This window comes from Hyalangium sp. (genome assembly GCF_035629615.1).
Classification (GTDB): domain Bacteria; phylum Myxococcota; class Myxococcia; order Myxococcales; family Myxococcaceae; genus Hyalangium.
In genome coordinates, this window is record NZ_DASPHO010000593.1 from 1 (window position 1) to 8,055 (window position 8,055).

General features: G+C 69.2%; 8 protein-coding genes. 3 read left to right on the top strand and 5 right to left on the bottom strand.

All coding sequences use genetic code 11. The features are described 5' to 3' along the window. Both VD972_RS29905 and VD972_RS29910 read right to left on the bottom strand, forming a co-directional pair. A partial coding sequence (locus VD972_RS29905) for a hypothetical protein (protein WP_324992176.1) occupies nucleotides 1-393 on the bottom strand: 393 nt, incomplete at its 3' end. A 19-nt stretch (nucleotides 394-412) separates the two neighbouring features. Next, on the bottom strand, nucleotides 413-1,684 hold the full coding sequence (locus VD972_RS29910; RefSeq protein WP_324992177.1) for a hypothetical protein: 1,272 nt from the start codon (nucleotides 1,682-1,684) through the stop codon (nucleotides 413-415). Between the two features lie 261 nt (nucleotides 1,685-1,945). Between VD972_RS29910 and VD972_RS29915 the strand changes: the two genes are divergently transcribed. After that, a complete protein-coding gene (locus tag VD972_RS29915; RefSeq protein WP_324992178.1) occupies nucleotides 1,946-3,115 on the top strand; it encodes a tRNA-uridine aminocarboxypropyltransferase in 1,170 nt (389 codons plus the stop codon). A 34-nt stretch (nucleotides 3,116-3,149) separates the two neighbouring features. Here the strand turns inward: VD972_RS29915 and VD972_RS29920 are convergent, their stop codons facing one another. Next, entirely contained in the window at nucleotides 3,150-4,214 is a 1,065-nt protein-coding gene (locus tag VD972_RS29920) for an acyltransferase (protein WP_324992179.1), read from the bottom strand. 191 nt (nucleotides 4,215-4,405) lie between these two features. Between VD972_RS29920 and VD972_RS29925 the strand changes: the two genes are divergently transcribed. Then, entirely contained in the window at nucleotides 4,406-5,485 is a 1,080-nt protein-coding gene (locus VD972_RS29925) for a cytochrome-c peroxidase (protein ID WP_324992180.1), read from the top strand. A 41-nt stretch (nucleotides 5,486-5,526) separates the two neighbouring features. Continuing rightward, nucleotides 5,527-5,928, top strand: coding sequence for a hypothetical protein (locus VD972_RS29930; protein WP_324992181.1), 402 nt, complete (start codon nucleotides 5,527-5,529; stop codon nucleotides 5,926-5,928). 17 nt (nucleotides 5,929-5,945) lie between these two features. On the opposite strand, the gene VD972_RS29935 is transcribed toward VD972_RS29930, so the two are convergent. Continuing rightward, nucleotides 5,946-6,500: a hemerythrin domain-containing protein gene (locus VD972_RS29935; protein WP_324992182.1), complete on the bottom strand. Its 555-nt coding sequence runs from the start codon at nucleotides 6,498-6,500 to the stop codon at nucleotides 5,946-5,948. Nucleotides 6,501-6,672: 172 nt separating this feature from the next. Then, nucleotides 6,673-8,055: tetratricopeptide repeat protein (locus VD972_RS29940; protein ID WP_324992183.1), on the bottom strand; the 1,383-nt coding region annotated here is incomplete at its 5' end.

Consider the following 8,055-nt stretch of genomic DNA (forward strand, 5'->3'; position numbering starts at 1 on the left):
GTTCACGTCCGCAATATCGGGCTTACTGGACGCCAGTCGCTCCAGCTTTCGGACGAGAGACGCTCGCGCGTTGGTGCCTCTGATACGTCCCAGCGCCCGGACGATGTCCTCCACGACGGCCCCGCCACCATAATCCCCTCGCGCTTCTTCAATGGCGAGCTGCTGTTCCAACCGTTTGGCACTGGCGGGTCCACCCAGCTCACCCAGCCCAAACGCAGCCGCTTGTCGTACGAGCGACTCCGAGTCGCCCAGCATGGTTTCTAGAACGGTCCGTATCTGTCGAGGTCCTGCTCCCAACTGGACCACCAGTTCGCGCACGCGGGTCTCGTTGCCCCACCTGAACTCCTGGACCAGCTCTTCTTGGATGTGTGCCAAAGCGATCTTGGTTGCCATCTCGATGTCACATCCCTTTCTAGGGGAACTTCACCCCAGCGGGCACGTACCTTCTCACCAAGGTCCCGTCGAGCAGGTACAGCTCATGGATGGCCTTCGGATCTGCCCGTCGCATGGCTTCGAAAGCTTCCAGTTCCCGCTTCAGGTCGCGCAAGTTGGAGACATAGTTGGTGTTGTGCCGCACGCCATCAGGTCTCACGGAGGACGCGTCTGGCCTACGGAAACGGGTTCCACCCACTGGTTTTGGGTCCAGAAGGGGGCTGTCCTTGGCATCCACTTGCGCCTTGTTCTTCCGAAGGCGGGAGTGCTCAGTGGCCTCTCGGGAAGCCAAATCCTTTTCGATGGCCTCGTTGTGAGGTGGATTCGCCCGGGTGTGGGGTGGCCCGTAGCGGGTGGAGAGCCCCGCGCTGCTACCCGAGCCCCCGGCCCCGCCATTCATCGTCGCGCACAACGCCATGCCACCGCACACGTGCGTAGCCACCTCTCCCAGCGCCACACCGCTGAGAATGAGGCTGCCATCCGCTACCACCGTGGCCGTGGCCGCGGCCCCCACCGCCAACCCACCTTCCACCGCGTGCATGGGGCTGCCCAGCAGCGCACCCAGCCCGCCATGAGGCACTGTGGGCGCCGTCTTGGCCACCCCCATGCTCGCCACCATCACCATCACCCGCAGCATCGTCCCCCCTACCGACTTGCCGAAGTGCTCCGAGGCCGCATCCAGTTCCTTCTGTGTCCTGGCCGCTTCGGACTCTCGGTAGAGCCGCAAGCACGCCAGCGCCAGGTTGGCCACCTCCAGCATCCCCACCGTGAGGGCCAGCGCCGCCGTCAGCGTCACTGCGAAGGCCTTGGAGAAGAGCGGCTCGGGGTTCAGCCATGCTCCGAAGTACACCACCACCGACAAGCACACGCTGGCCAGGAAGACCGGTGAGCTGAACAACTCGGCGGCTGCCTCGCGCACCCCGGCGCCCATGTAGCGCGGCGACAGCTTCAAGGCCTGGTAGAGGCGGCTGTGCTCCCACGTCTCCGGCAGAGATAGCAGTGCTCCACCGAAACGGGACAGGAACCGCTCTCGCAGGTGCCGCTCCCATCCCTTACCGTCCACCTCGTCCAAGAGCCGCAACCTCGAAGGTGGGATGATTCGGATCTCCGGCCGCTCGGACAGCACGGCCGCGTGGAAGACGGTGAGCACCGCCTGGGCCTCCTCCACGCTCATCTCCGCAAGGGCAGGGTCGGGCTCCACCGGCTCGAAGGAGAGGCGCACCCGGCCTCCTGGCAGTGAGTTCGCCCTCACCGTTCTGGACTCTGCCTCCTGAGGGAAACCTGCCCGGGAAGTGGCACATGCGGCCGGTAGGACGAGGCTCAAGAGGAGGGCCAACCGTGCGACCGAGGGGATGACGCTCATACCCCCCAGCATGCCCCAACTCCAGAACGCGCGGCATCCAGCCCTTTTGAGCCTCCCACCCACTCGAAGCAGGAGGGAGAGACGAGGGAGCACGGGCGCACTCCCGCATGCTCGCTTGCCGGCCCGGGCAGGCTGCCGTAAAGCGGGAGTGTGCGTCCCGTCTGCCTGCGCTGCCGCCGTCCCGAGGCCACGTGTTACTGCGCGCGCCTGCCGCGCCTGGAGACCCGTACGCGCGTCGTCTTCCTCCAGCACCCTCGGGAGCGGCGCGTGGCCATCGGCACCGCGCGCATGGCCCACCTGTCTCTGCCCAACTCCGAGCTGCACCTCGGCGTGGACTTCACCGGCCATGCCCGGCTGGAGGCGCTCGCGGCCAATCCCGGGAGCGTTGCTGTGCTCTTCCCGGGCCAGGGTGCCATGACGCTGGAGCAGGCCCGCGCGCACCCTCCCGAGGCCCTCATCGTCGTGGACGGGACGTGGCCGCTCGCGAAGAAGGTCGTGAAGACCAACCCGCTCCTGGCGAGCCTGCCCCGCATCGGCTTCACCCCGCGCCGCCCCAGCAACTACCGCATCCGGGCCGAGCCGGCCGAGCACTGCGTCTCCACCATCGAGGCCGTGGTGGAGGTGCTCGGCGTGCTGGAGGAGGGAGACCCCGCGCGCTTCGACGCCATGCTCCACCCCTTCGAGTTCATGGTGGACACCCAGCTCGAGAGCCAGTCCCACCGGGACGATCCTCCCCGCCGCCGCATCTTCAAGTCTCCCTGGCGCCCACCGCTGGAGCTCCGCTCACTGACGGAGGACTTTCCCCGGCTCGTGCTCCTGTACGCCGAGGCCAACGCTCATCCCCTCGAGGAGGGCATCCCGCCGGAGCTGGTCCACCTGGTGGCATGCCGCCCGTCCACCGACGAGCACTTCGAGGCCCTCCTCGCGCCCCGCCAGCCGCTGGCACGCAGCACCCCCCTGCACACGGAGCTGCCGGAGGAGGCCCTCCGCGCGGGCGAGGATCGAGACTCGGCGCTGTCCCGCTTCGAGGCGTTCCTGCGCCCCGACGACGTGCTCGCGGTGTGGACCACCTATGCCCTGGACCTGTTGTGGCGTGACGGCGTCACCCGGCGAGCTGCCGCGAACATCCGCCTGGCCACTGCGCGGGCGTTGAAGGGAAAGGCCGGAGGCGTGGAGCAGGCAGTGCCGCTCCTGGGCGCCCAGCTCCCAAGGCCCTGGGCCCCCGGACGCGCGGGCCGCCGCATCCAGGCGCTGGAGGCCGTGCTCCGCGAGCTGATCCGGCGCGGCCTGGCCTCGCATCCTCCCCCACCGCAGAGGTGAGCATGAGCTCCTCCGCGGCTTTTGCGCGGTGGGCTCAGACGCGCTGGCTGTTGCCCAGGGAGTGGCCGAAGGTCGTCGTCGCGTTGGGCCGCCAGGGAAGGGTGAGCCTGCGCAGCCCTCTCAGCAGCCGGGCCAGGGCGTAGCTGGCCCCGAGCACTCCCAGCCCGACGAGGAGCGCTGGGACGAGCCCGAGGGTGGGCCCCACAAGGCCGGCCAGGCCCGCGGTGCCCGCCCAGCCGTACACCAGGGGCAGGTGGAGCACGTAGACCCAGAGTGAGAGCAGGCCCAGGGGCGCCAGGAACCGGGAGAGCCGCACCGGAGCAAAGCTCACCGCGGCCAGCACGAGCAGCCCCTGGCCCACCCGCAAGGCCACGAGCCACGCGCTCGTGGGGCTCCAGTCCGGTGGGAGCAGGAGCGTGATGCCGAGCATCCCCGCCCCCAGCACTGCGAGCGCCAGCGCCTGGGGCCCTCCCGGCCGCAGGAGGCGCAGCAGCCAGGCCACCAGCGCGCCGGCGAAGAAGCACCCCGCCCACGGGAAGAGCGAGAACGGGCTGCCTTCCATGCCGGTGGCCTGCCGCAGCGCGACGGGCAGCTGCGCCCCGAGCTGCCACACCTCCGGGCTCGCCAGAGGAATGGCCACCGTCAGCGCCCCGAGGGCCAGCGTCCGGGGCCCGCTCCGCTGCACGAGCGCGAGCACGGTGGCTCCTACCAGCAGGCTGACGCCGATGCACTGGAGGGCATCGAACTCGAAGAGCCGCGCCACGAGTGCCTCGCTCCAGCCCAGCGCCTGGAGGGCCTCCCAGCCGGGCCAGCGCAGCAGGTACCCAAGGAAGAGCAGCAGCAGCGCTCGACGGACGGTGCGGCCGTAGGTGTCCGGGGCAGTTCCCGTCTGCTGATCCAGCGCGGCCACCAAGGACCAGCCGCTCACCATCAAGAAGAGGGACGCGGTGAAGTCGCGCAGCTCCCCAGCGTGCTGGACCCACAGCTCGCCGCGGGCGCTGGGGGACAGCAAGGCGTTCAGCGCGTGGACCAGCACCATCGCCAGGACGGCCAGTCCCCGCGCCGCATCGAGCGCAGGGTGGTGGGGCGGGGGGCGCAAGCTGAAGGAGCCTGAGAGTGGCAAGCGCTGATCAGCATATGAGGGGAGTGCAACCCCGTCCCGAAAACGCCCGAGCCCGGCCAGCCGAACAAGGGAACGGCCTGCGCACAGTGACTGCCAGTGTGGGCCCGCTCTACAACGCAGTGGAGCGAGGAGCGCGAAGGTGAGGTGCCGCTGTTAATCTGTAAGAGATGAAGGCTCCCACCCGGCTCAGGCTCATCCTCGGGCGTGCCGCGTTGGTGGCGCTGGGAGTGCTGACGTTGCGGGCGGTGGCTGCCCCACCCGAGGCTGAGCTCAAGCCTGCTCCCTTGTCTCACGAGAAGCTGGTGGCGTTCTTCAAGAGGCCCCCTCCGGTGAGTGCCGCGCCAGGCACTCAGGACACCGAGGCCCGGATCGCGCTGGGGAGGATGCTCTTCTTCGACGCGCGGCTCTCCAAGAACCACGACGTCTCCTGCAACACCTGCCACAACCTGGCCACCTATGGCGTGGACCTCGTGCCCCTCTCCAGCGGTCATCGGGGGCAGAAGGGCACGCGCAACTCGCCCACCGTCTACAACGTGGCGGGCTACATCGCCCACTTCTGGGATGGTCGCGCGCCCACTCTGGAGATCCAGGCGGAGGGGCCCCTCTTCAACCCCGTCGAGATGGCCATGCCGGACGACAAGCGCGTCCTGGCCACGCTCACCTCCATGCCGGAGTACCTGAGGCGCTTCAAGGAGGCCTTCCCCGAGGAGAAGAAGCCGGTGACGCTGCCCAACGTGACGCGGGCCCTCGCCGCCTTCGAGCGCCAGCTCAGCACTCCGTCGCGCTTCGACCCGTTCCTCGCGGGCCAGCAGGATGCGCTCAGCGCTCAGGAGCGCCGCGGGCTGGAGCACTTCATCACCACCGGCTGCATCACCTGTCACGGCGGGCCGGCGTTGGGCGGCACCTCCTTCGCGAAGCTGGGGCTCGTCGAGCCCTACCCGGGGGCAGCGGATCCGGGCCGCTACGAGGTGACGCGGGAGGAGCAGGACCGGATGAAGTTCCGCGTCCCCACGCTGCGCAACGTGGAGAAGACGGCGCCCTATCTCCACGACGGCTCCATCGCGGACCTGGCCGAGATGGTCCGGATGATGGCGAGGTACCAGCTTGGCCAGACGCTGACGGAGGCGCAGGTGGAGGAACTGGTGGCCTTCCTCCGCAGCCTCACCGGCGAGCTGCCCGCGCGCTACACCACCCCGCCCGAGCTCCCGAAGAGCACGCGAGAGACGCCTCGGCCCGATCCCACGTGAAGGGTCGTGCGCGGCACGCCCGCTGGTAGTAAGAGCGGGGCATGAACATCCTGTTCCAGGCCCACTCCGGGCTCCGCTACCTGGTGCTGCTCGTGGGGGTTGTCGCCCTGGCCTACTTCGTGTCCGGGCTCGCGACGAAGCGCCCCGTGGACAAGGGCGTGCGCATCCTCGGCTCCGCCTTCGCCGGACTGCTCGACCTGCAGTTCCTCCTGGGCATCCTCATGGTCGCCATGGGGCGCTACTACCCGCAGCTCATTGGCCACATCGTGATGATGCTGCTCGCCGTGGTGCTGACCCACGTGCTGATGGTGCGCAACCGCAAGCGCCCCCAGCCCGGCTACCTGCTGCCGCTGATCGCCGTCGCCGTGTCCCTGGCGCTCATCGCCGGCGGCATCATGGCCATTGGGCGGGGCCTCCTCACCCACACCCCCGTCGCGGGCTGAGGTGCCTGGCGCACACCTCAGTTCAGCCGATCCCGCCTCCGGAGCATCTCCACGGCCAGCTCCTGGAGCGTCTCCTGGGGGAAGCTCGCGCGGACGAGGGGGAAGAGGTACTGCTCCTCCTGCATGAGGTGCACCTCCAGCTGGATCATGAGCTGCCGGCCGAGCTTCGCCAGGGGCTCGGCCAGGGTGGGGTAGCACGCCGGCACGTTGCGCACGGCAAGCCACAGCGGCGCGAGCTGGTCCAGGGACAGCTCGATCCCCTCATGCTGGCGCTCCAGCTCCTGGAAGCGCTGCATCATCTCCACGGAGATCGTCGTGGTGAACAGGCGGGGCAGGAGGGCGCAGTCCTCGTCCTCGAAGTGCTGCGGCAGCCCCTGGGTGAAGTAGCTGAGGACGCGCCCCGCCGTCTCCGAGAGGTACGACGGCGAGGCATCCTGCGCCTGGCCCAGCTGGGCCGCGAGCGCGGCGACCCTGCGGATGTGATCGTGGCTCTCGAGCAGGAGCTGAAGGACGTCCAGCTGCTCGAGCGAGGCATGGGCAGCAGAAGGGGACAGGGGTAGGGAGAAGCGCATGGAGTCTGGGAGGGCAGGAGGGCGGACGGGGGCCGCAGTGCCGTGAGGATGCACTGTGCAATCCGTGATCCATCGCCCCTGCGCCCTGGCGAGGTGCATGAGAGATGCGCACCCCGTGGAAAAGGCTGCGCACCGCCGTGAAAGTGGCGCAAATCCTGCGCCGCGTGCCAGGTCAGTGGCCAGGGAGGGTGGCCAGCCACTGGCTGACACGTGAGAGGTTCGGCTGATGGCCGAGACCTCGCCAGTACTCCTGTGCCTGAGTCGCCAGGCTTCGCGCGCGTGGCAGCTCCTGCTTCTTCGCCGCCAGCGCGCGGGCGATCGCAAACTGCACGTCGGCGCGATCCTCCACCGAGGCCATAGGCAAGGCCCGCTCGAGGAGGGGGAGGGCTTCGGAAGGCTTGCCAAGGGTGAGGTGGAGCTCGCCCAGTCCCAGCAGCGATGAGGCGACCTTGGGGTGCCGAGGGCCCAGGGCCTTCTCCTGCAGGGCCAGCGCCTGCTCATACCGCTGCCGCGCCTCCTCAGATCGGCCCAGCTCCCGGAGTACGGCTCCCATGTGGGTGAGGATGAGGGCTACCCCAACGGCTTCAGGCCCCTGGGTCTTCTCTCGCAACGCCAGCGCGCGCTCGTGAGCCTCGAGCGCCTCCTTGTATCGTCCCAGGGCCCAGAGCGTCCGGCCCAGGCCGATGAAGGCGCTGTCGCTGAGGGGATCATCCGGCCCCAAGGCCTTCTCCCGCAGTGCCAGCGCGCGCTCGTAGGTCTGCCGCGCCTCTTCATAGTGGCCCAGCGCCTGGTACGCGTGGCCCAGGTTCATGAGGGCGAAGGCATTGGCCGGGTGCTCGGGCCCGAGGATCTTCTCGCGCAGCGCCAGCGCGCGTGCGTTCGCCTGCCGAGCCTCCTCGTACCGCCCCAGCCCTTGGAGTGCACGGCCCAGGTTGCTGAGGGAGAGGGTGGTGTGGGGATGCTCGGGGCCGAGGATCTTCTCGCGCAGAGCCAGGGCCCGTGCGTGTCGCTGCTGCGCCTCCTCGTACCTGTCCAGGGAGTGGAGCACGTTGCCCAGCGTGTTGTCCGCGTCCGCCCGGGCCAGGGGATCGTCGGCCAGCTCCACGGCTGCCTCCAAGGCCAGCGACTGGTGCAACACCTCCTCGTAGCGGCCCTGCCTGGTGCCCATGACGAAGAAGAGCTGGCTCCACGCCTTGGAGACCAGCTGCAAGTCCTTGCCCTGCGCGGCCACGACGATGGCCCGCTGTGCCAGCGCCTTGGCGCCTTCGTAGTCGCCGACAGGTTCCTTGAGCTCCGACAGCACGTACAGGACATGCGCCTGCAGCGGCGCGTAGGGGACCGCCTCGACCTCCTTGAGCAGCGCCTCGCCCGTGGCCAGCCCCTCCGGGTACCTGCCTGCCTCGTACAAGGACTCCAGCCGATCGGCCTGCTCCTGCAGGGCTTCCACTCGTGCCCGCAGTCCGGGATCCTCTGGTGGGGGCACTGCCGCCGTCAGCGCCTGCGTGTCCGCGCAGTACTCCAGCAGGGGCAGGGCCTGCGCTGCCTGCACGGCCTG

Excerpts from the sequence above, each read along its gene's own strand:
- VD972_RS29935 (WP_324992182.1), bottom strand. The coding sequence starts at position 6,500 with ATGCGCTTCTCCCTACCCCTGTCCCCTTCTGCTGCCCATGCCTCGCTC.
- VD972_RS29925 (WP_324992180.1), top strand. The coding sequence starts at position 4,406 with ATGAAGGCTCCCACCCGGCTCAGGCTCATCCTCGGGCGTGCCGCGTTG.
- VD972_RS29930 (WP_324992181.1), top strand. The coding sequence starts at position 5,527 with ATGAACATCCTGTTCCAGGCCCACTCCGGGCTCCGCTACCTGGTGCTG.